This window comes from Allopontixanthobacter sediminis (assembly GCF_009828115.1).
Taxonomy (GTDB): domain Bacteria; phylum Pseudomonadota; class Alphaproteobacteria; order Sphingomonadales; family Sphingomonadaceae; genus Allopontixanthobacter; species Allopontixanthobacter sediminis.
Genome location: NZ_WTYL01000003.1, coordinates 34006 through 55889 on the forward strand (window position 1 = coordinate 34006; position 21884 = coordinate 55889).

Annotated in this window: 22 protein-coding genes and 1 tRNA gene; 12 read left to right on the top strand and 11 right to left on the bottom strand. The window is 60.3% G+C overall.

What is annotated here, in order from left to right; all coding sequences use genetic code 11:
* Positions 1 to 480: 480 nt before the first annotated feature.
* Together GRI65_RS10960 and GRI65_RS10965 are read right to left on the bottom strand one after the other, a co-directional pair.
* Positions 481 to 825 carry an addiction module antidote protein gene (locus GRI65_RS10960; RefSeq protein ID WP_232844107.1) on the bottom strand — a complete coding sequence of 115 codons (345 nt, stop codon included), beginning with the start codon at positions 823 to 825 and terminating at the stop codon, positions 481 to 483.
* 8 nt (positions 826 to 833) lie between these two features.
* Positions 834 to 1133, bottom strand: a complete 300-nt coding sequence (locus GRI65_RS10965) for a type II toxin-antitoxin system RelE/ParE family toxin (protein WP_160756632.1) — start codon at positions 1131 to 1133, stop codon at positions 834 to 836.
* A 386-nt stretch (positions 1134 to 1519) separates the two neighbouring features.
* Between GRI65_RS10965 and GRI65_RS10970 the strand changes: the two genes are divergently transcribed.
* Entirely contained in the window at positions 1520 to 2152 is a 633-nt protein-coding gene (locus GRI65_RS10970) for a tyrosine-type recombinase/integrase (protein ID WP_160756633.1), read from the top strand.
* Between the two features lie 469 nt (positions 2153 to 2621).
* Here GRI65_RS10970 and GRI65_RS10975 read toward each other — a convergent pair whose 3' ends face one another.
* Positions 2622 to 6596 (bottom strand): autotransporter domain-containing protein, encoded by a 3975-nt coding sequence (locus tag GRI65_RS10975; protein ID WP_160756634.1) that lies wholly within the window; start codon positions 6594 to 6596, stop codon positions 2622 to 2624.
* Between the two features lie 217 nt (positions 6597 to 6813).
* On the opposite strand from GRI65_RS10975, the gene GRI65_RS10980 reads away from it, so the two are divergent.
* The 5 genes from GRI65_RS10980 (at position 6814) to GRI65_RS11000 (ending at position 10741) form a co-directional block, all read left to right on the top strand.
* Positions 6814 to 7890, top strand: coding sequence for a helix-turn-helix transcriptional regulator (locus GRI65_RS10980; RefSeq protein ID WP_160756635.1), 1077 nt, complete (start codon positions 6814 to 6816; stop codon positions 7888 to 7890).
* Positions 7891 to 7983: 93 nt separating this feature from the next.
* Positions 7984 to 9420 (top strand): tetratricopeptide repeat protein, encoded by a 1437-nt coding sequence (locus GRI65_RS10985; RefSeq protein ID WP_160756636.1) that lies wholly within the window; start codon positions 7984 to 7986, stop codon positions 9418 to 9420.
* A 299-nt stretch (positions 9421 to 9719) separates the two neighbouring features.
* Positions 9720 to 9878: a DDE-type integrase/transposase/recombinase gene (locus GRI65_RS15535; RefSeq protein ID WP_160756637.1), complete on the top strand. Its 159-nt coding sequence runs from the start codon at positions 9720 to 9722 to the stop codon at positions 9876 to 9878.
* A 330-nt stretch (positions 9879 to 10208) separates the two neighbouring features.
* Entirely contained in the window at positions 10209 to 10478 is a 270-nt protein-coding gene (locus tag GRI65_RS10995; protein ID WP_160756638.1) for a type II toxin-antitoxin system Phd/YefM family antitoxin, read from the top strand.
* A complete protein-coding gene (locus GRI65_RS11000; protein ID WP_160756639.1) occupies positions 10475 to 10741 on the top strand; it encodes a Txe/YoeB family addiction module toxin in 267 nt (88 codons plus the stop codon). The genes GRI65_RS10995 and GRI65_RS11000 overlap by 4 nt, the downstream gene beginning before the upstream one ends.
* A 498-nt stretch (positions 10742 to 11239) precedes the next feature.
* Here the strand turns inward: GRI65_RS11000 and GRI65_RS11005 are convergent.
* Positions 11240 to 11329: transfer RNA gene (locus GRI65_RS11005), tRNA-Ser, on the bottom strand.
* Between the two features lie 226 nt (positions 11330 to 11555).
* Here GRI65_RS11005 and GRI65_RS11010 point away from each other — a divergent pair.
* Complete coding sequence (locus GRI65_RS11010) at positions 11556 to 12392, top strand: DUF1134 domain-containing protein (protein WP_160756640.1); 837 nt, start codon at positions 11556 to 11558, stop codon at positions 12390 to 12392.
* Between the two features lie 113 nt (positions 12393 to 12505).
* Entirely contained in the window at positions 12506 to 13681 is a 1176-nt protein-coding gene (locus GRI65_RS11015) for an amino acid aminotransferase (RefSeq protein ID WP_160757104.1), read from the top strand.
* Between the two features lie 3 nt (positions 13682 to 13684).
* On the opposite strand, the gene GRI65_RS11020 is transcribed toward GRI65_RS11015, so the two are convergent.
* From GRI65_RS11020 to GRI65_RS11050, 7 genes are all read right to left on the bottom strand, one after another.
* Entirely contained in the window at positions 13685 to 14314 is a 630-nt protein-coding gene (locus GRI65_RS11020) for a riboflavin synthase (protein WP_160756641.1), read from the bottom strand.
* Positions 14315 to 15301 (bottom strand): bifunctional diaminohydroxyphosphoribosylaminopyrimidine deaminase/5-amino-6-(5-phosphoribosylamino)uracil reductase RibD, encoded by a 987-nt coding sequence (gene ribD / locus GRI65_RS11025; RefSeq protein WP_232844108.1) that lies wholly within the window; start codon positions 15299 to 15301, stop codon positions 14315 to 14317. It abuts the gene before it with no gap.
* Positions 15282 to 15824, bottom strand: a complete 543-nt coding sequence (locus GRI65_RS11030) for a hypothetical protein (RefSeq protein WP_202391300.1) — start codon at positions 15822 to 15824, stop codon at positions 15282 to 15284. Before GRI65_RS11030 ends, ribD begins: the two co-directional genes overlap by 20 nt.
* 65 nt (positions 15825 to 15889) lie before the next feature.
* Complete coding sequence (locus tag GRI65_RS11035; protein ID WP_160756642.1) at positions 15890 to 16486, bottom strand: DUF4402 domain-containing protein; 597 nt, start codon at positions 16484 to 16486, stop codon at positions 15890 to 15892.
* Positions 16487 to 16556: 70 nt separating this feature from the next.
* Positions 16557 to 17306, bottom strand: coding sequence for a M48 family metallopeptidase (locus GRI65_RS11040; RefSeq protein WP_232844109.1), 750 nt, complete (start codon positions 17304 to 17306; stop codon positions 16557 to 16559).
* A complete protein-coding gene (locus tag GRI65_RS11045; protein ID WP_160756643.1) occupies positions 17296 to 17730 on the bottom strand; it encodes a YcgN family cysteine cluster protein in 435 nt (144 codons plus the stop codon). Before GRI65_RS11045 ends, GRI65_RS11040 begins: the two co-directional genes overlap by 11 nt.
* Positions 17731 to 17746: 16 nt before the next feature.
* Complete coding sequence (locus GRI65_RS11050; RefSeq protein WP_160756644.1) at positions 17747 to 18370, bottom strand: SCO family protein; 624 nt, start codon at positions 18368 to 18370, stop codon at positions 17747 to 17749.
* 66 nt (positions 18371 to 18436) lie between these two features.
* Between GRI65_RS11050 and GRI65_RS11055 the strand changes: the two genes are divergently transcribed.
* Genes GRI65_RS11055 through feoB form a run of 4 tightly spaced genes read left to right on the top strand, consistent with a single transcriptional unit; the run spans position 18437 to position 21871 of the window.
* Positions 18437 to 19054, top strand: coding sequence for an ankyrin repeat domain-containing protein (locus tag GRI65_RS11055; protein ID WP_332872642.1), 618 nt, complete (start codon positions 18437 to 18439; stop codon positions 19052 to 19054).
* Positions 19055 to 19714, top strand: a complete 660-nt coding sequence (locus GRI65_RS11060; RefSeq protein WP_160756645.1) for a COQ9 family protein — start codon at positions 19055 to 19057, stop codon at positions 19712 to 19714.
* A gap of 52 nt (positions 19715 to 19766) precedes the next feature.
* Positions 19767 to 20006, top strand: a complete 240-nt coding sequence (locus GRI65_RS11065) for a FeoA family protein (RefSeq protein ID WP_160756646.1) — start codon at positions 19767 to 19769, stop codon at positions 20004 to 20006.
* Complete coding sequence (gene feoB / locus GRI65_RS11070; protein WP_160756647.1) at positions 20003 to 21871, top strand: ferrous iron transporter B; 1869 nt, start codon at positions 20003 to 20005, stop codon at positions 21869 to 21871. Before GRI65_RS11065 ends, feoB begins: the two co-directional genes overlap by 4 nt.
* Positions 21872 to 21884 lie beyond the last annotated feature (13 nt).

Here is a 21884-nt window from a genome sequence, read left to right on the forward strand (position 1 = left end):
CGATTGGACTTGCCGCTATAGTTGGCATTCTCGGTGCGTTTAGGAATCAATCGGACTGAAGCCCGCTTCGCACGACATTCTCGCCATTTAACACTGATTTTCGCAGTGCCGAAAGCTGCCGGTTGTGCGCGCTCAGGGAAACCTGAACGTACGGCGGGTTTCGGTGTCGCGATCTCATCTCTTAAACGGCAGCTATGTCGGCGGAAGCCGTCATCAAACAACAAGAAAGTATAAAAAGGCCATCGAAGATCGCGCTTCTACGCTTGCAATTTAGCGGCCTAATTGAACCATCAAGACTAGCCCGAGGTTCGCTGTGCTACGCTGCAAGTTATGCCCAAGGCTCTTGCGACAGAAAAAGCCCATTTAAGCAAAAGGGACGGCGGACGGGGCATCCGCCGTACCTCCTGAGTAAGATCAATTAGAGGCTTTTCGATAGTTAATTTATCGAACGCGAGGAGAAGTTCGCAGATTTTGGATCACTCAGGCGTATTCACGCTTTTCCTCGGATTCCACAGGCTCAATCGCCAGTCTCATCCCCATTGCATGAAGGATGGTTTGAATCGTTTCGAGCGACGGATTGCCGCGCTTGCCTAGCGATTTGTAAAGCCCAGCACGTGTGAGCCCAGTCTTTTGCGCAAGATCGCTCATACCGCGCGAGCGGGCGACAGTATCAAGCGCTGCGCGTAGTTCGGCAAGCGAACCGTCTTCGAGGTAAGCGTCGAGGTATGCGGCTGCATCCTCTGCGCTACCGAGATAGTCAGCGGCATCAAAGCGGGTAGTTTCGATTTTGGACATCGTGCCCTCCTTGGCATCAATCTTCGCCATCAACTGCATCAAACGGTATCAAGGTCAGCAGCAATCGCCTTCGCGGCTGCAATATCTTTGCTCTGTGACGACTTGTCGCCGCCGCAAAGTAAAATTATCAGTTTATCTCCCAGCTGTACAAAATAAACACGATAGCCGGGGCCGTAAAATATCCGCATTTCAGAAACGCCGTCACCTACTGGCGCAACGTCGCCAAGATTACCCATTGCTGCACGCTCGATCCGTTTGATAATACGGGATCTTGCGCGGGCATCACGAAGTCCTGCAAGCCAGACTGTAAAACGAGCTGTCTGGCGAACTTCGATCATGTGTATCCTGTAGTTCGCACGGCGCAGTTTGTCAACTATGGTTTGCAGATGGAGCGCCGACGGGAACGATCTGCGAACGTTTTACCAGAATGATGTAGATGCAAAGTCGCTCCGAGGTCCCCGCGCTGCCTACTAATGCGGCATTCCGGCAAAATATCCGGCCAAAACCGAGCGAGACCTAACCACGACAATTCCGCAGTTGGATGGGCCACTTACGCTCCTTGATACCTGACATTTGTTATCCAATGCGTCTGCATAACCTTACTGCTAGTTTTGGGAGGGAGATGTTAGCTGTTAAACGGCGGTTTTGTCGGAGAAGACGACAGCTTGCAGTGGCTGGCTCCGATATACTGCGATCGGCCAATCCCGGCCATCGGAGATCCATCATGGGACATTCAGACCTCGACCCTGCCGTGCACGAGCGGCGACCCTGGAATGCCGGACAGAATGTGGGACAGAAGCGCCCGTTGAAGCTGCGCGATATCTGGGCGATCCGCTTCTATCTCGACGAGCACAAGCGCCTGCGCGACCGTGCGCTATTCGACCTTGGCATCGACAGCAAGTTGCGCGGCTGCGATCTGGTCAAGCTGAGGATCGGCGACCTGATGAGCGCTGGCTCCTTTCGTGATCGCGCGACCATAATCCAGAAAAAGACCGGCCGCCCGGTGCAATTCGAGATCATGGCTGAAGCGCGCAATAGCCTGACGGCATGGCTCGATCGGCGCGGCGGAACAATCCGCGACTTCGTATTTCCAAGCCGGGTCGACTATCTTGGACACTTGAGCACCCGGCAATATGCCCGTCTGGTCGACGAATGGGTGGCAACCGTGGGCTTGGACAAGCGGGAGTACGGGACGCACTCCATGCGGCGGACCAAGCCCTCGCTGATTTACAAGGCTACCGGAAACCTGCGAGCCGTGCAGATCCTCTTGGGTCATACCAACATCGAGAACACCGTCAGGTATCTGGGCGTGGACGTCGAAGATGCTCTGACCCTGTCCGAGCGCACCGAGATCTGACTATTTGCCGGCTTTTGCTGGCATCAGAGGCCGGCATCGATAATGAAAAAATGGCAGCTAACAAGCATGTGCCCTAGACATTTGAACGACCACTGTGTCGGCGGATGCCGTTGTCAGCTTTGCGCCCCGCAATCGGTCGTTCGACCAATCTCAGGTACTTACTTAAGCCGATGTTGGCGTTAGGACTGGGTGACAGCGCAGCTCGATCCGGTATACTCTCAAACGGTGCACCCTAGTGCGGAGGACGGCTTCTTCTTTCAATGATATTACAGGCAGTCCACGATCCTCATGGCAGTGATGAATCCTGCGAAATTGGCTAATAATGTCAGGTTGGTCTCTCATCCGTGCGAAGAGGTCGTTTGAAGACGCACGAATATGCAGTGGGCGGAAGCGAATTGGAACTAGGCTGAGAGCACTGTTGCCCCTGCCCGCCGTTCCGATAGCGAGGCAGGGGCGCTGTGGAGTCTGGCTAAAATTCCAGAGACAGGCGAAGGTTGCCATTTACAGTGGCATCGCCGTTGCCGCCTGTGGCGCCCACCTGTCCGGCGAGTGACCAGTTGCCGCCAAGATCGTAGCTGCCGCTGGCTTGCAGCGCGACGCCCGTCCGTGCACCGATAGGTGCACGGACATTGAAGGCGCTGGCTGATCCCGCCATACCCAGATCGACATCAACATCGTTGCGGCCGCCGGTGACATACTGGGCTGACATGTCGAAATATCCTGTCGGGCTGACCATTCGGACGAAGCCGCCTGCGCCTAGGCGCGTCCAGGCATCGCTGTTCCGGCTAGAAAACAAATCAAGCACGTTTGCGCCAGTTTCGCGAAATGCCCCCAGCTGGGTCTTGCTGGTCTCAGTGCCAATGGTGGGACCGAACGTCCAGTCGCCTTCACCAAAGCCATAGCGCAGATTGACGGTGAGGGCGGTGGTGTTAAACTTGGATTCGGCCTGCGGGGTTCTGGCAATTGGTCCAAACGAGATGGTGCGCGTCACATCCGCGCGGGCGCTGGTATGGACCAGCGAAGCGGTGGCCGTGACCCCTGCAGCCCCGGTGCCATACCGAACATAGCCGCCCACATGCCATTCATCGGTGCTGGCATCGGATCCGCGCGCCTTGACCCGCACATCGCCTGATAACCAGCCGCCGCCGATCCCCGCGGCCCAGCTATTGCCTTGGCCGCGATAATCGACCCCGATCTCGCCGCCGAAAGCGTCGGAGCTGAACCGCGCGCCGTTGCCATCGCCGCCCACATGGCTGTTGCGCCCGGTCACGCCGCCCCAGATTCCCAGCCCTTCTTCAAGCCCGGCCTGACCGCGCTGGATGAATTGGGCGGCCAGCGCCATGCCTTGGCGTTGGTTCGCAGAGAGCAGGCTGGCGTAAATTTCGCCCGAACTTGCATTAAACGCAGCGCGGGCCGAATCTCCGTCAAGCATGAGTAATGAGTTATATACCGCCAGCGCATCCGATCCCGCTGGACGCACCAGGTTCATTAGCGCGTCTGCGGCCTGCCGCTGGTTGTAGGTCGCTGCAACATCGGGGAAGGCTAGAACCTGCTGGACGGTTATGGATGCACCGGTCGCATCATAACCCAGTACAAAATCCAGGAACTCGGATTGCTCCGTCAGCCCCGCAAAAGTGCCGGTGCGCCCGCCGATGGCATCAAGGATACGGAACACCGATCCGTCGGTATAGCTGGTCTGCGGATCAAGCGTCGTCACCGCAACAGTGCCGCCGTCCAGCGTAGCCCGGCCGCCAGCGGCGATCCGGTCTGCGCCGCCTGCCGCCTGCAAATCAACGGCAAAGGTCGACCCAGAGCGGAAGATGACATCGCCGGTGACGTTCAGGGTCCCCACCCCGGTGGGCGAAACCCGTCCGCTGACGTCGAGCGCGCCGACGCGGCCGTTACCAACCAGCATGGCAGTTGATTGCACCACCATGTTGCCGCCCAGCGTACCACTGGTGGCCAGCGTTCCAGCCTCTAGGCGCGTAGTTCCTACAAAGGTGTCGGACGTGCCAGTGATGGACAAGGCGCCGGCTCCTGTCTTGCGCACAGTTCCGTTGCCGGTCAGAACGCCCGCATAGGTGCCATCGGTGGCTTGGTCGAACTGCAACGTTCCTGCCGATCCCACAGCGACCGGCCCCGAAACGCTCACAGTCGTGCCGCGCAGCACCCCGTCAGTGACGGTCGTTCCTCCGCTGTAAGTGTTAGCCGCCGTCAGCACCAGCGTGCCGAGATCGGTCTTGTCGAGACTGCCAGTGCCGCTAAGCACGCTGTCAATCGTTGTGGTGATTTCTGCGCCAGCCGCAGTGCCGTCGCCAATCCGGAAGGCGGTCGATGCCGCATCAAACTGCAATGCACCGCCGGTCACACGATATCCGTTCGCTGCAAACTGTACGCCGGTGCCAAGGAACACTACGCCGGCTGTGCTATCGACCGTGACCGCAGCGCCAGCGCCAGCGAAAATTAGCAGCGTCGCTGGATCGTACGTCCCGTTGCGCGATCCATCCATGATCGTCCAGTTGCTGCCGGTTGCGGTCCAGGTGCCGACGCCGCCATCTATCACGTCATTGGCTACGGTGTTGCTGCCATCCCAGAAGTTGAAGCTGTTCACCGGCGCGTCAACCAGCAGGTTGACCTGAGCTAAAGCAGACGTCTGTACGGACAGGTCGGCGGGGCTGAACCCCTCAGGCGCTATGCCGATAAGCAGGCCGTTGTCAGTTAGCGTTCCGCCGTAGTTGATCAGGCGGTAAAGCCCTGCGCCAAAGCCGCCCGCGTTGGCGACATTCAGCGTGCCGTCGAGCGTTAGGTTGCCGCTGACTGTGATTAAATCGCTGGCAACGCCTGCCACCCCCGATGGCTCCCCGAGTTCAAAGGCAAGGATACTGTCTACGCTCAGCCCCAGATTGCCGGTGAAGGTCAGATTGCCCGGACTGTTGCCAACTGCCAGCGTAGCGTTGCCGATCGTGACGTTACCAAGGATCCGGCCGGATCCGCCTAGCGTCGATCCGCCCGACACGGTCATCACATGGGTGCTGCTGCCAAAGGAACCGTTTACGAGCAGCGTGCCGCCGGACAGTATGGTTTCACCGGTGAAATTGCCGCCGGAGCCTGTGATGATGGTAGTTCCGGCCAGATGCGAAAAGCGGCCTCCGCCCAGAATGCTTGAATTGATGGTGAGCGGATTGCCATTATGATTGAACACCACCCGGGTGCCGGTAGAAACGGTCAGCGAACCAACATCATAGCTGCCCATTGCGCTAGGGCCATCGGCTTCGCTGTTACCGAAGAAAATCTCGCTGCCGACCACGCCAGTGAAGAGGCTGCGCGCATTCACAGAAGCGCCGTTGCGCAGGAAAAGCTGGTTGTTGCTGATCCCAGACGAGCTGCCAACGTTGATGCTGCCAGTCGCACTCAGCGTTCCACCGTCGACTGTGATGAGCGAGCCTGACCTGATATTGATAACATTGGCAACGACTTGGCCACCGCTGCGGACTAGCACGCTGCCAACGGAGCCAAAGGCTGAAGAGTTGGGGTTCACAGAAGTGGAAAGGTCGTTGACTCTGAGAATCGCATTGTTCTCCACCAGAATCCCTGCATTGCTGAGACCGGCAGTGCGCGTCGAGGTACTGAGCGAATTGCCGAAATCGGCGTCGGACCCTGTGCCAGAGATACGAAGGCCGCCATCGCGGGTGATGCTCAAATTGGCCGCACCGATGGCGACGACCTGTGCGCCATCGAGTATTTCAAGCAGCGATCCGGCGTTGCGGACTTCGGCACTGTTGGAAGCACCGTATTCAAGTGTCGAACCCGCGCCGCTGACCCGCAGCACGCCGCGTCCGTTGAAGGCAGCGTTGGCTCCGTTGATGGATGCCCCAAGCAACAGGCCATTTGATACGCGCAAAGTGCCCCCATCCAAAACTTCGATTAAGCCGACCGCGCCACCCTCAGCCCCGGCTGACGCACTGTCCTGAGTGCCTCGGCCCATGGTGAGGCTGCTTGTATTCACCCGTGAACTCGCGCCGGTGATGGTAAGCGTACCATTTCCGAAACGCGCCGCTCGGATCTGACTGCCGGCATTGCTGGAAACGCCGCCGATTGTGATATCACCAGCGATGGTTATCGCCGCGCCGCCTTGCACGGTCAGGCTGCCTCTGTTGACCCGGCCCACTGACATCGTCTGCACAGTTACAGCCGTGGATGCACCGGAGAGCACCGGCTGACGGCCGGAGGTGGTTTCGTTGATCGTCACCTCCTCCGTAGGCAACGGCGGCACACCGCCTACCCAGTTGCGACCATCGTTGTAATCATCGCCCTCAGCGCCGGTCCACACAGATTGCGCGTGCACCAGCGCAGGCGACAAAATCGCAGTAGTCACCAGCAACCCGGCCAACATGCGGACGGCAAACTTGCTTTTGGCTGTAGTGTATGTGGTGTGCGTGTGCATGGTACGTTCCTGCGCCTGACAACGTCGCGGGGTGCGCGTTGTGTTAAGCAAGACAGTGGGGGAATGCGGGGCATCACGGAACGCGGCAAAGTGTTGCAGAGTGTTGCAAGGTGTTGCAGCGCGGCGATTTACGCTCGACGAACGACGCAAAATGCGGCCTTTGTACCCATGGCCCCATGATCGGGAGATCGTTGGTCGGCCAAGGGAGCAGATTGATATGGTGACGGTCAGCGAAATCTATGATGCCGCATTCGATGCCGCGCTGTTCCCAGAACTGCTGCAACGCATCGCCGGGGCGTTTGACGCCAGCAGTTCCTTCATCGCGTGGGTTGATCAGGATCGCGGTGCCGGGTTTCAGGCAGAACATGGCAACGATCCCGCATGGATCGCACGCTACACCGAAATCTATCACCAGCACGATGTGCTGATGCCCTATCTGCTGAGCTATAACGAGGGGGACTGCAAAACCGTTCACGCGTTGTTGCAACAGCCCGAGATCCGCAGCAGCAAGTTCTACCGCGAATACCTCGCGCCCCATCACGTCGTCGACAATATGGCTGCCATTTTAGTTCGGAGGGCAGGGTTTAGCGCGCACCTGACATTGCTACGCAAGGTACCTGCGCCACCGTTCAACGCGGGTGAACTGGCCCAGATGGAAACGCTGATGCCGCATCTGAAGCGCGCAGTGTTCATCCAGAGCCGCCTGATCCGCGATGCGGGCGCCGCGCGGGCTTACAGGCAATCCGCATCATGCCTCAGCGGCTACTTGCTGCAATTGACCGAGGACCGCCATGTCGTTGAGATTGATGCCGAGGTGGGCCGGATCGTGGGTTTGCGGATAGGCGATCTGGTGGCCGATACCATTTTTGGTAAAACAGTCATCGCAGCTTTGGCTGGGGATCAACCCTGCGCAGTCGAGGTGCGCTCGCCCGACGGAACACCGTTCAAGCTCTTGTGCGAAGCACGCAAACTGGTTCGTGACCGGTTTAGCGATCTGGTGTCGGGGCCATGCACGGAACACACTGTGCACATCACCATCATCGATCAGCCACTGCAAATCGCTTATGGTGCGATGGCGGACATGTATCGTTTGACCCCTACCGAAACGCGGGTCTTGAGCGACGCTGTGGAGAAAGGTGATCTTACCGGTATCGGGGAACGATTGGGCATGGCGCGCGCCACCACCCGCGCGCATTTGCACCGGATCTATTCCAAGACAGGAACCAATGGATTTCCGCGCCTGGCAAGCTTGGCGCACCGGTTTGCGATGGCAGGGGAAAAGGGCAAAAAATAGTGACTGCCTAAACAGATGAATGATGAACCCAACGGGAGTCGCACCTAAACAGTTGTTGACGGCCAGCTTGTCGTTGTCTGCGATAGGGGGATCATGGCGACCACTCTGCGAAATTCGGATTTTAACGTCGCGCGCAACATTGCGGGCGACCGGATCGAGGGCTGGAAATCCATCGGCGCCTATTTTGGCCGCGACAGGACAACCGCGATCCGTTGGGCGCGCGAACGTAACATGCCGATCCATCGTATTCCCGGCGGCAAAATCAGTACGACATTTGCGCTGCGCCACGAACTTGACGCTTGGGCAAGTGGGGTTGGCATAACCAAACCGGCCGCCGCTCCTGAGCCGGTCGCGACTCTCACGCAGACCGCCGCCAATCCAGTGGAAACGCCCGATGAAAGTCGCGAGCATCCCGGTACCAAGCAACGCAATATGATAGGCTGGATCGCCGCCGGGCTGCTTGTACTTTTCGTAGCAATCAGTGTGCCGGGATTTGTTGCGGCAGATGTTGCCCCTGATGGATCAAAACCCCAACCATCATCCGAAATCCTGCCGAAAGATCCAGGGGTGCTCGAACGGTATTTGGCGGCACGCGATCTGACAGCCACCCGCAACGCGCAGTCGCTGGAACAGGCGATTGCGATGCTGAGCGAAGTCACCGTTCGCGCTCCGGAATATGCGCCGGGATATGCGGCGTTGGCAGAAGCGCTCATTCTGTCGCGTGAATTTGGCATCCGGAGCGATGAAGATGCCTTTCCAGCGGCCAGTTTTGCCGCGAGCACAGCCCTGCGTCTCGATCCATCGCTGACGGAAGGCTACCGGATGAAAGGGTTTGTCGCTTACTGGTGGGATCAGGATATTATTGCGGCACGCGCCGCATTCGACGAAGCGATCATCCGCGACCCAACCAATGTGATGGCCAATTTCTGGTATGGCAATGTCCTGATCGACAGCGGCGCTTTTACTGACGGACTGCGCAGGCTGAACGTTGCACGTGCGATGCAGCCCGGATCTAAAGCCATCCTGACAGATCTGGCTTGGGCGCAATGGTCGGCTGGCAACACCGCGGATGGGGAGCGAAACCTTTTGGCACTAACAGTTGAACATCCTGGGTTCGCCGTCGCGCATGACAGTCTTGGCGACACCCGTTTGGCTGCTGGCGATTATGCTGGATACGCTAATGCGATGGCTACTGTCGCGGTACTACGACAAGACAATGCGATGGCCAGCCGCGCTAGGGCCATACAGTCATCCATTCAGTCTGGCGTTCCCGAAGCCGCCTATAAAACTATTATGCGGTACTTGCTCGACGATGTAACTTCTGATCCGCGCAAGACCTATCTGCGACCGGTATTTGTTGCCTCGATTGCTGGTGACCGCGCACAGACCCTGACGCTGCTTCGCCGCGCCGCCCTGCGCAGCGAAAAATGGGGCGAGGCGGGCATAGTTCGCCGCATGAAAGCTCGGTGGGTCGGTGATGAGGCGATTTCCAAGCTGCTTGAAAACCGCCAGTCTACTGCGCCCAATTAGGCCGGCATTGCGCGGATCGGCTCTGTCAACGCAACTTGGTAGATCGTGCCCGGCCCTATTATCTAGCGCTGATGCCGCGGAAATCTCGGGCCCTTCCCTCAAGCCCATTCCGCCGTTGCAATCCTCACGCGAGGTCATCCGGCAGGATGTCATAATCTACGTGCGATTTCCCCTGTCACTTCGGAATGTCGAAGATTTGCTTTTCAAGCGGGCATCGACATTTATCATGACGGTGCGGCATTGGAGGAACCGGTTCGGCCCGCTGTTTGCCTCTGAGGTGAAAAGGACCGGTTAACCGATTGCGCGGGTTCCGACAGTGGGAATGGCATTTCGACGAGCCCTATGTGAAGATTAACGGCAAAATGCATAAACTAGAGTTGGCGGTCGACCAAGAAGGCGAGCTGCTGCAGAGCTACTTAACTAAGGCGAGGAATACGCAAGCGTTCTACGAAACCTGAACGAACGACCGGTTTCAGGTGAGAAAAACGAGCTTGGCAATGGCAGCTTTGTCGGCGGATGCCGCACCAACCTGCTCGTTCGGGCATGGTGGTTCCGCAGAACGCGGGATGTGGCCGGGGCGGCAACAAGCGAGCGCCCTCTTGAATGCGACGTGACGAGAAGCGCTCTGCTGACAGACTTGGGAAGTTGGTGAAGTCCTTAAGGAATGACCGATCGCATCCGCCTACGAGGAGTGATGGCTGAACAAAGCGCACCTGCCTTCACTGAATGTTCATGCTTGCATACGTACAACAATTCGTACAACACATGAGCAACGAAAGGAGGTAGCGATGGATGTACTCACTTATTCCGATGCACGCGCCAACCTCAAAGCTGTGATGGATCAGGTTATTAATGACCGTACTCACGTGGTTGTCACACGACAGAAGGCCGAATCAATTGTGATAGTATCTTTGGAAGACTGGAACGCAATCGAAGAAACGATGCACCTCTTATCCAACCGTACTAATGCTAAGCGCCTTCGTGACTCTATTGAGCAACTGGACGCGGCAGGCGGCACAGAACGCTCTCTATCGGAACCTGATTTAGTAGAAGCGTGAAGCTCGTTTTGTCTGATAATGGGTGGGAGGATTATCTCCATTGGCAAGAGGTCGATGGGAAGATTCTCACACGCCTTAATGTACTAATAAAAGAATGTATGCGCACGCCTTTCAAGGGGACGGGAAAACCTGAACCTTTGAAAGGGGCACTATCGGGGTGGTGGTCTAGGCGAGTAACTCAAGAGGACCGGCTGGTTTATAGGGTGAAGGGCAAAGGCGATGATCAGTGCCTTGAGATTGCCCAATGCCGAATCCATTATTAGCTCTCACTAATCCGGTTCGTCCCCTCCACCTAAATTTTTGGAACAACCCGCCACCCTAAATGCGGAATCTAGCGGCTTTGCAGTCCCCAAGTTAGCAAGGTCGCTCAACTAGTCTCGTGGCATGGGTTTCTAAGAGACAGCTACGCTTTAATTAGGCGTCATCTCTTGGCTTTCTGCCCTGCCAACGTGACCCAGCGGTCAATCCTAACAAAAACGATAGTGCCTCAAGTTCGCGCAGTTCTGCAAGCTTTCGGCTGCGCTCGGCCTTCGCTGCAAGTGTCTCATTTCCATGCTTGTGCCGTGGATGGCTGACGCCTCTGAGTCGCGATCAATTCTCGCGGCCACGCGTCGGGCCATCAATTTTAGCAAATGGTTGTACGCTAGACATGACTTGCGAACCGAGCGCCTTGAGCCTGAGAATGACTGCTTTGTTGGCGGATGCAGTCGCGTTGCCAGTGGCCAAATCTAGCGGCATCTAATCACCCTTGGAAAGGGCTGTGGCGGAGACGGAGGGATTCGAACCCTCGGTGGGGTTACCCCCACGGTTCCTTAGCAGGGAACTGGTTTCAGCCACTCACCCACGTCTCCGGATCGCAGCGGCAAGCCCGGCGCTATAACGGCGGTCGTGGATGGCGGCAAGCCATGCTGGCAAGCGGCGGGCGATTTTATCAGGGCGCAAGCCTGCCGCTCCATCCGTACCGTTTTCGACTCGGCTCACCGCAAATTGGATTCGCTTCGTCGACCGTTCATTGATGCTTAAGCGCCAAAGGACTCAATTGCAGCGCAAGATGCCCGTTTTGCCCCTGGAGGGACTATGAAGATCGCCACCCCAAACACCAAATCGCTACCCAAGGCAGTCAGCGGGACCATCGCCAAGTTTTGCCTGGTCGCGATGGGCATCGCAGCGTTAGGCGCGGCACCACTTGCCGCCCAGCAGATCGAGACTTTCGATCCCGACAGCGCGATCGACGGCGACCTGGTAGAAGCCCCGGGTGATCCTTCCGTCTATGAATATCCGGTAACGGAACCGGCGACAGATAGTCAGCTCCCTGCCGATAGCCGGGTTTCCGTTGCAGAGGCATGGTCCGATCCGGTCGTCACTTCGAACGATCCCTCGGTGGCCGCAGCTCAGGCTTCGGCCCGCCCGTCAGTCGCTGCCGCGCAGGGCGACACCTACGCCAGCGACGACCTGATCGGCGCGGCCGAAGGTGTGTTCGGCAAGGGCGCCGAAGGCCTTGCCCGGATGATCGAGGACCTTCTTGAAAAGCAGGGTGAACCCAACGCCTACATCGTGGGCCGAGAAGCGAGCGGGGCGTTTATCCTCGGTGCGCGCTACGGTTCCGGAACGCTGTATCACAAGGTGGAAGGCCAGCGTCCCGTTTACTGGACCGGCCCGTCGATCGGGTTCGACGCCGGTGCCAACGCCGGCAACACTTTCGTGCTCGTCTACAACCTTCATGACAGTGAAGACCTGTACAAACGGTTTCCCGCCGGAGAAGGCCAGGCTTACCTGGTGGGCGGGTTGACGGCGAGTTACATGCGCTGGGGTGATGTCGTAATCATCCCGATCCGCGTCGGTGCCGGGCTTCGGCTTGGTGTCAACGCCGGTTACATGAGGTTTTCAGAGAAGCAGCGCTGGCTGCCCTTCTGAGTCGCAAGCACCCCCGCGGATCAGGGACGGAAGGTCCCGGTACGCGGTAATTGGCGTAACCGCCGCCAAAATATGTTGCGGGAGCGTGGCTCCCTCGGCATGGGGGCTGCATGATGCTTGACCAACTTCCCGCACAATCGCCCGACGCGCTGCTTGCGCTGATCAAGATGTACGCCGCGGACCCACGCAGCGACAAGATCGATCTCGGGGTTGGCGTCTACCGGACCGATGACGGCGCGACCCCGGTGTTTGCCGCGATCAAGGCGGCTGAGGCAAACCTGCTCGAAACACAGGACAGCAAGAGTTACCTCGGGCCTGAGGGAGACGTCGCGTTCGTGCGCGCGCTGGTTCCGTACGTGTTTGGCGCCGATGCCGCCTATCTCGACCGGGTCGAAGGAATGCAGACCCCCGGCGGAACTGGCGCGGTCCGGTTGGCGCTCGCGGTGGCGCAGAAAGCCGGTGTGACGAAAGTCCACATGGGTGTTCCGAGCTGGCCAAACCACGCGCAAATCCTCGCCGATGTGGGCCTTGAAACTGTGACATTCGGCCATGCCGATTCCGACGGCAGGGTCGATGTCGAGGCGGTCCTTGCGATCATCGACGCCGCGGCTGCCGGCGAAGCGGTGTTGCTGCACGGCTGTTGCCACAACCCGACAGGCATCGACTATTCGCCCGCCCAATGGGACCGGATTGCCGCCGCGTTTGCGGACAGTCCTGCCATACCGATACTCGATCTGGCGTATCAGGGTCTGGGAGCGGGGATGGACGACGACGCCTACGGCGTTCGTGCGGTCGTTTCGGTCGTGCCCGAAGCGTTGGTGGCTTACAGCTGTGACAAGAATTTCGGGATGTATCGTGATCGGGTTGGCGCCTTGTATGTGCTGGCCGATCAGGCGGGGCAGCTCGATGCGATCATGTCCAACCTCAACGCCCTGGCTCGGGCGAGCTGGTCGATGCCGCCCGATCACGGCGCGGCTGCGGTCCGGGTCATCCTTTCCGATTCTGCGATGACCAAGCTTTGGCTGGACGAGCTCACCGCCATGCGCGCCCGCATCGCGAGCGTTCGTGCCCAGATGGCGGAGGCCGGCCAGATCGGGCCGCTCGACCTGACCGCGTTATCGCGCGAAAACGGGCTGTTCTCGATGCTCGCGCTGACGAAGGACCAGATTGCCAGCCTGCGCGAGGATCACGCGGTTTACATGGCGGGTTCCGGCCGAATCAACGTGGCCGGGCTGCACAGCGGCAACATCGCCAACTTTATTGCTGCGCTGAAGAACGTCGCGGGCTGAACATCAGCCCATCAGTGACTGCATCCGCTGGAGATACCGGGCCATCGTGTCGATCTCCAGATTGACCCGGTCGCCGCCCTCCATGCCGCCCAGCGTCGTCACTTCGGAAGTGTGCGGGATGATGTTCATGGTGAAATGGACCGACCCGTCCGGCTGATCCTCGACCGTGTTCACGGTCAGGGATGCACCGTCCATGGTGATCGACCCCTTTGCCGCAATAAACGGGGCGAGGGCTTTGGGAGCCCTGACCACCCAGCGATGGGAATCGCCAATCGGACTGATCTCGACCACGGACCCAACCGCATCGACATGGCCGGTGACGATATGCCCGCCCAGTTCATCGCCCATCCGCAGTGCGCCTTCGAGATTGAGCTTGCGGCCTTTGCTCCACATTCCCGGCACGGTGCAGGAGACGGTTTCGCCCGAAACATCCACCGCGAACCACGCGGCGTTGCCATCCTGCTCCGGACGGATACCGCGCTCGACCACGGTCAGGCAGACGCCCGAACAGGCGATCGAGGCGCCGATCGCGATCTTGGCCGGATCGAACGGACAAGCGATACGGACGCGCAGATCACCCTTTTGCTCGACCTGCTCGATGGTCCCGACAGCGGTGATAATTCCGGTGAACATCTAATCCCTTTCGTGGCGGATCCGCCGATAGGCTTCGAACCGGTCGCTGCCAAGCTGCCGCCTGTCGGTCAAGGTCCAGCGGTCATGGGCGGATGCAAGATCGGTAAGCCCGCTATCAGCCACCGAACGCGCGCCGTCGCCAAGAATGATCGGCGCGCGGTAGAGGTGCAGGGTGTCCACCCGGTCCGCGGCAAGGAAAGCCGCCGCCGTTCTCGCACCGCCTTCGACATACAGATATTGTGCGTCGGTCAATCCGGAAATGCCTTCCGGCGAGCCGATGGCCTGCACCCCGTCAGGCGCTTCGCCCCGGGTCAGTAAGTATCGGGCCGGGCTGCGTCCCTCCAGTCCCGGCAGTCGAACGTCGAGCCGTGGGTGGTCGCTGCGCCAGGTCCCGCCGCCGACCAGGATGGCGTCCGCCATCGCGCGGCGTGAATGGACATGGGCGCGGGCTGCCTCGCCGGTGATCCACTGGCTCTCGCCGCTGGCCAGAGCGGTGCACCCGTCGAGCGACATCGCAAGTTTGAGAGTGACATGCGGACGGCCATGCCAGCTTCGCATCAGATAGCCCTCGAGGCTGTCGGCGGCAGCGGAGCAGGGGACATGGCGGACTTCGGTGCCTGCCTCGGCGATCCGCCTTGCGCCCTGACCCGCAGTGCGCGTGTCCGGATCGCGGACGGCATAGACCAGAGCTGCCAGACCTGCAGAGGCAACCAGGTCGCTGCAGGCGGGGCCGCGGTCCGAACGGTGGGCGCAAGGTTCGAGCGTCACGTAAAGTGTTGCGCCGCGCGCATCGCCGCCTGCGAGGGACAGCGCCATCGCCTCGGCATGCGGCCTGCCGCCCGCTTGTGTCCAGCCGCGTCCGATCACGGCACCGTCCTTGACCAAGATGGCCCCTACGCCGGGGTTCGGATTGCTTTGCGGGCGCGCCCTGACTGCCAACCGCGCCGCGGCGGCCAGCCAGTCGGCGTCACTGTGGGGGAGTTGCAACCGGGGCGCCCACGCTGTTGGTTTCGGCAACGATGTTCTCGCCGGCGGCGCGCGCCCTCAGTTCGGTTTCGCTGATGCCTGCTTCGGGCAGGCCGGCACGGCGGCGAATTTCGGCCTTGCGAGCGTTCTCCGCCGCTTCGATGGCCGTGCGTTCCCGTTCGGCTTCGCGATCGATTTCATCGACGTCCATCCCCGACGCCCGGCCCAGCGCCCGGTACAGTTCGCGTTTTCGTTCCTCGTTCTGTTCGAGAAGTGCGGCGACTGCGTCCTGGTTGCGTTGGTTTTCGATGTTGGACGCGATGATTTCCGCGTCCGTGCGGTCGGCGGGGAAGCTGGCGATGTAGGTAACTTCGGGCGGGGCGGGAGGCACGAGCACGCTCTCGCTGGTGAATTGATACATCAGCGTGAACGTCATCAGCGCCGACACGCCTAGTATCGGCCAGCGATACGGCGTCGGCTTCTTGAACTCATTCCAGAAATCGAGGGCCCCGGGGGTGGGGTTCAAGCGGTTGATCATACCCATGCCCGCAAGATAGCGACGGGGAGCCGTTTTCGCCAGTGCTGATCGTGTCGGTTCGACTCAGACGGTCAATCGTAGTCCACCTGGATCGGAACGCGTCCGCGCAGATTGCCGCCAATCGCGACGGCGAGGTCGGTGTACAACGTGCCGGTGAAGCGAAATTCCAGCATTCCGCCAGCATCGAGCCGAGGTAATTGGCCAAGATCGGTCACGAAATCGCGCAGCTCGGCTTCTCCGCCAGCCGGGTCACGCATGATGACGCGGGCAGGGAATTCGACCCGGATGGACTGCAGCGGAGCGCCACGAATGATCGCGCGGCCCTGGACAGCCAATCCGCCCAGATCGTCCAGATTACCAACCACGGTCTTGGCGCCCGTCTGCAAATCGACCAGGACTCGGCCAACCCCGTCGCCGGTCATGACCAAACGACCGAAGTTGATGTCGCTTTCGATGACGAGAGCAATTTCGGTGTTGTTCCCGTTCCCGTTCCCGTTCCCGTTCCCGTTCCCGTTCCCGTTCCCGCCATTGCCGGGGCGTCCGCCTCCGACACCGCGAGGCGGAGGATTTGTATCGCAAAAACTGCATTGACCCTGCGCAGCAACGGGTGCTGCGGGCAGGACCAACAGCATGGCAGCGCTGGCAAGGATAGCGATCAATCTGATCATTGACCGATCATGCAGGATCAGGGTTAATTTAAGGTAAGGGAAACTCCCTAAGGCCGCTGAAGACCGGAAATCATCCGAAGGCGGCGTAGAGTGTTCGTCCTTCGCGCTTCAACCAGGCGTTGGCCGCGGCGAGGTCGCCGTTGTAGATCCGGTCCAATGCCGCGTGGAACGCCGGGCCGTGATCGAAGTGGAGCAAATGGGCGACTTCGTGAGCGACAACCGAACGGCGCACGAAATGAGGAGCCTGAACAAGCCGCCAGTTGACCCGCACCGTGCCGCTGCTCGAACAGCTGCCCCAACGGCGCTGGGCGCGTGAGAGGCGAATGGCCGGGGCAGGAACCCCGGCCGCTGCGCAGTAATCCTGGAGATCGCTTTCGAGCAATTGCAATGCTTCCCGCTCCAGCCATCGCTGCAGCCTCGGGGCGAGGTTTTCCTCCGGTCCGCCGATTACCAGCCGTCCTTCGCCAAGGATTGGCCTGCGCTTTGCGCCAGCCTGCCATTCGATGGTGACATTCTCGCCGCAATAGCGAAGCAGACCGCCCGCTATCGGCGCGGCCGGTTTGGGCAGTGCGGCAAGCTGTCCGGCGAGCCAGTCGGCGCGGGAATGGACGAATTCGATTGCATCGGCGGTTCGGCCCCAGCGCGGCAAGGTCACTCGCGCCTCGCTACCGTCAGGTGCTATCCTCAGCACCACACGCTTTGCGGTCGGATGACGCCGGATCGCGATCGGCAAGGCGACACCGTTGACCCTGACCGTCGGTTCCAGTTGGTCGCGGCGAAGCCAGTCTAGCATCGGATGGCGCCAGATTTCATGCCTCATCCCATTCGACGATATGGTGTTCGAGCGGACCGGAAACGTTTTCGCTGACCACCCGGCCACTGACCGATATGCCGGCGTGCACCACCGTCTCGCGGTCTCCCGAAATCAGGTAATGCCAATCCCGCAGCGGTTTTCCTTCATGACGCAGCCGGTAGGCACAGCTCTCCGGAAGCCAAGGCACGTCGGCCACGATCTTCATGGTCAGCCGAAGGCAATCCGGGACGAACGCCTTGCGGTTGCGGTAATCCTTGCATTGCGCGCTGCGCGTATCGAGCAGTTTGCACGACACGTTGGTGTGTTCGACCTGTCCGGTATCCGGGTCCTCGATCTTGTGCAGGCAGCACCGGCCGCAGCCATCGCACAGCGCCTCCCATTCGGGCCGGGTCAATTGTGCCAGCGGCAGTTCCCAGAATTTGTCACGCATCGCTTCAGTCACCGCGTCACCTGACCCATTTCGCAAGCTCTTCGGCAACGGCTTCGGCGCCCAGGTCGGTAGGCAGCGTCGCGATCGGTTGGCCGTCCGGTCCGAACAGATAGGTGATCGCGGAATGGTTCATCAGGTAATTGCCGCTCTCGGGAACTTCCCCCTTGGAATATGTAACCGCGAAGGTTTTGGCAGCGGATTTGACCTGCTCAGGGGTCCCGGTCAGCCCGATCAGGCGCGGGTGGAAATTGTCCACGAAGTCTCCGACTACCTGCGGGTTGTCGCGCTCGGGATCGATGGTGATGAAGATCGGCTGGATTTGCGCGCCCAGTTCCGGGCTCTCCTGTTCGAATTGCCGCAGACCCTGCGACATGCGCTGGACGTCAGTCGGGCAGATATCGGGGCAATAGGTGAAGCCGAAATAGACGATCCGGTACTGACCGGCGAAATCGGACCAGCGCACGGTCTCGCCGGCGGAGTTGGTCAATTCAAACGGCCCTCCAATGGTAGCACCGTAAAGCGGTGCCTGTTCCAGCGGCGTGGCCGGGTTGGAATTGCAGCTGGCCGCAGCGAGGGACAGCGCGGCGATCGCTGCGGTGCGGAGATATTTGAAGGTGTGGGGCATAGCGTGGAGGTTCATGCTCTGCTAACCAGCGGGGAGCAAGAGGCGACTCTGCCTAGAAACAGAATTTATGGAGACGAACCAGTGGCGAAAGCCGTTTTCCGAAACGCCTACCTTGCCCTGATGTTGGTAGCCGGGGCTTTTGCCGTTCCGGCCGCAGCGCAGTTTTTCTCTGCCGGCTATGAATTCCTCAAAGCGGTCAAGGACCGTGACGGCAACGAGGTCAACAAGATCCTCGAGGCGACCAACGGGACCGTCATCAACGCGCGGGACCAGGTAACCGGCGAATCAGCCCTGCATATCGCGACGCAGCGGCGCGACCAATTGTGGATCCGGTTCCTCAGCGAACAGGGCGCCAATCCCAACATCGCCGACAAGAACGGCATCACGCCCCTCCAGATCGCCACAAGCCTCGGTTATGTCGAAGGGGTCGAAGCGCTGCTGAAAGCGGGCGCGAACGTCAATGTGGCCAACAGCACCGGCGAAACGCCGCTCATCGCCGCCGTCCTGCGCCGCGACGTCGAAATGACCCGCCTGCTGCTTGCCAACGGCGGGAATGCCGACCGCAGCGACAACTCCGGCCGCACCGCACGCGATTATGCACGGCTCGATTCCAACAGCCGGTTGCTGGGCGAGATCGAGCAGTCGGATGAAGACCGGAAAGACGACAAGCCGTCCAAATCCTATGGGCCGAGCTTCTGAATGGCCGACTTTTCTGACCTGACGCTGGACGAATTGCGCCTCGCCATGGCTCCCACTGTTGCCGAAGCCGCGATTTTCGACGGGTGGAGCGCCGATGCCGCGGCCGCCGCCGCGAACGATCTGGCGGTCGATCCCGATGTGGCAGCCCTGGCATATCCCGGCGGTGCGATGGACATGATCGCCGCGTGGATTGAAACCATCGATGCCGAGATGGCGGAGGCTCTTCCGCAGGACGTGCTGTCCGCCATGCCGATCCGCGAACGCATCCGCAGCCTCGTCCAGTTCCGCCTCGATGCCGTCGCCGGGCTGGAGGAGGCGCTGCGCCGGGCGCTGGCGATCATGGCCATGCCGCAAAACGCCGCTCGCTCGCTCAGGACCGGCTGGCACAGTGCGGATATCATGTGGCGGCTCGCCGGCGATACCGCGACCGATTACAACCATTATACCAAGCGCACGATCCTCGCCGGGATCTACGGAGCGACGCTGGCGGTGTTCGTTGGCGACGAGAGCAAGGGCAAGGCCGACACGCGGGAATTCCTCGATCGGCGGATCGAAGGCGTAATGAAATTCGAAAAACTGAAGGGCCGGTTGCTCAATTCCGACCGCGAAAGTTTCAGTCTTACGCGCCTCCTTGGGCGCTTGCGTTATCCGGCGCGCTAAAGACTATTGAGAATTAGTTGCAATTACCGCGTCGGTCTGGCAGCGCACCCCCATGAAGCTCGAAGCTCTCCAAAACGGCATTCCCGCACGGATTCGCTCCGTGGACTGGTCGGCAATCGCGCCGGAAGAAGGCAAGCGATTGCGCGCTCTGGGAATTGACGAGGGTGCGGAGATCCAGATTTCCCACCGCGGCATCTTTGGCGGAAAGGACCCGATCGCATTGATGATCGGCCGGATGACAATTGCGATCCGCCGGGTGCACGCCGCCGCCATGATGGTCGATCCGCTATGAACGCACCGGTATCCCTCCGCCTGCGCAAGGCAGCGCTGGTCGGCAATCCCAACGCCGGGAAAAGCGCGCTGTTCAATGCGCTTACCGGGGCTCGTCAGAAGATTGCCAACTATCCCGGCGTGACGGTGGAGCGCAAAGCCGGGCGCCTGATGATGCCAGACGGTATTCCGGTCGAGCTGATCGACCTGCCGGGCAGCTATTCCTTCGACGCAACCAGCCCCGACGAGGAAGTGACCCGCGCACTCGTCCACGGCGAGTTCGAGGGCGAGGTCCAGCCCGACGTCATGGTTGTCGTGCTGGATGCCGCCAACCTGGAACAGCACCTGGTGTTTGCGCAGGAAGTCATCGAGCTTGGCCGGCCAACCGTGGTCGCGCTGAACATGGTCGACCTGGCGCAGCGGGACGGGCTGACGCTCGATCCCGACGCCTTGTCAGAAGCGCTCGGCGTTCCGGTCATTCCGACCGTCGCCGTTCGCCGCAAGGGTCTTACCGAACTGATCGCGGCCATTGCCGTTGCCGAAGCGGATTTCGAAGCGGGCCAGCGGGTGCATCCGCGGCCGCACCTGACCCTGCCCGAACGCCGGCTGGCAGCGCGCAACATTGCCAAGGGGGCGATACTTTCGGTCAGCACGACGCGGCGGCTCCACACCGGTCTCGACAAGGTCCTCCTGCATCCATGGCTCGGCCCGCCAATCCTGTTCGCGCTGCTGTTCGTGATCTTCCAGGCGGTGTTCGCCTGGGCAACCCCGTTTGCGGACGCGCTTGAAGGCATCGCCGGATGGCTTTCCGGTTTGGTGGTGGCAATCGTTCCCGCCGGCCTGGTCCGCGATTTCCTCACCGAAGGGGTCATTGCCGGGGTCGGCTCGGTCGTGGTGTTCCTTCCGCAGATCGTCATCCTGTTCGCGTTCATCCTAGTGATGGAAGCTACCGGATACATGGCACGGGCGGCGTTCATCATGGACCGGATGATGGCGGGTGTCGGCCTGTCGGGACGCAGCTTCATTCCGCTGCTGTCCAGCTTTGCCTGCGCCATTCCCGGCATAATGGCGACCCGCAGCATTGCCGATCCCAAGGACCGCTTGACCACCATTCTGATCGCCCCGCTGATGACCTGCTCCGCACGCCTGCCGGTTTACGGGATCGTCATTGCGGCTGTAATTCCCAACACCAGCGTGTGGGGCGGGATCGGTCTTCAGGGGCTGGTGCTGTTCGCGCTCTATGTCGCGGGCATCATCGGCGCGATGGCGGTGGCGCTTATCCTGCGCCGGTCGGTTACTGCCGGGCAGGCCAGCGGATTCATCATGGAGTTGCCGCGCTATCAGATGCCGCGGCTCCGGGATCTCGCAATCGGATTGTGGCAACGCGCATGGGTGTTCCTACGCCGCGCCGGCACGATCATTTTCGCCGCGACGGTCATTCTTTGGCTGCTGCTGACCTTCCCTCGGGCCGAACCTGGCGAGAGCCAACTGGATGTATCCATCGCCGGGCAGGTAGCCAGCGGGATGCACGTCGTGTTCGAGCCGGTCGGCTTCAACCGCGAAATGACGCTGGCGCTGGTTCCCGCAATGGCCGCGCGCGAAGTAGCGGTTGCCTCCCTCGCCACGACTTATGCGGTCGATTCGGAAAACGAGGCGGCGACCGAAAATGCCTTGCGAGACCAGATCACCGCCCGGTGGAGCCTGCCGACCGCGCTCGCTTTTCTCGCGTGGTTCGTGTTCGCGCCGCAGTGCCTGTCGACCATCGCGGTTGCCCGGCGGGAAACAAATGGGTGGAAATGGCCGGTGTTCATGTTGGCCTATCTGTTCGCATTGGCCTACATCTTCGCGGGAATCACATTCTGGTCCGCGACAGCGCTGGGCCTTTAGCTGGGAACACGGA